A 245-nucleotide genomic window follows, 5' to 3' on the forward strand; every position below is an offset into this window, starting at 1 on the left:
TCAGCCCACGGGCTGGCCGTTTGACGTTTAATTTTCGAAGTATTTAGGGTAGAAATAATGATAAACAATGAAAAAAAAGGGGTCGTTGTGGCTGCAGCAGATTTAACAGTTAGTGGCTGTGGTGAAAGTAGCTCAAGTAGCACGGGCAGTGATTTTCAAGGTAGTGATAGCGGGCAAACTACTACGCGAGAGGTGCCTGAGTTTGATGAAGAACCTCTGGTTGCTAACTTAGGCGACATTGTAAT

The 245-nt window shown here is 44.5% G+C and carries 1 pseudogene; it reads left to right on the plus strand.

Features of this window, described 5'->3' with window-relative positions:
* Positions 1–57: 57 nt before the first annotated feature.
* Positions 58–245: pseudogene (locus tag CWC17_RS19075) on the plus strand (imelysin family protein); the annotation flags it as partial.

It is taken from the genome of Pseudoalteromonas sp. S3785 (genome assembly GCF_005887365.1).
GTDB lineage: Bacteria > Pseudomonadota > Gammaproteobacteria > Enterobacterales > Alteromonadaceae > Pseudoalteromonas.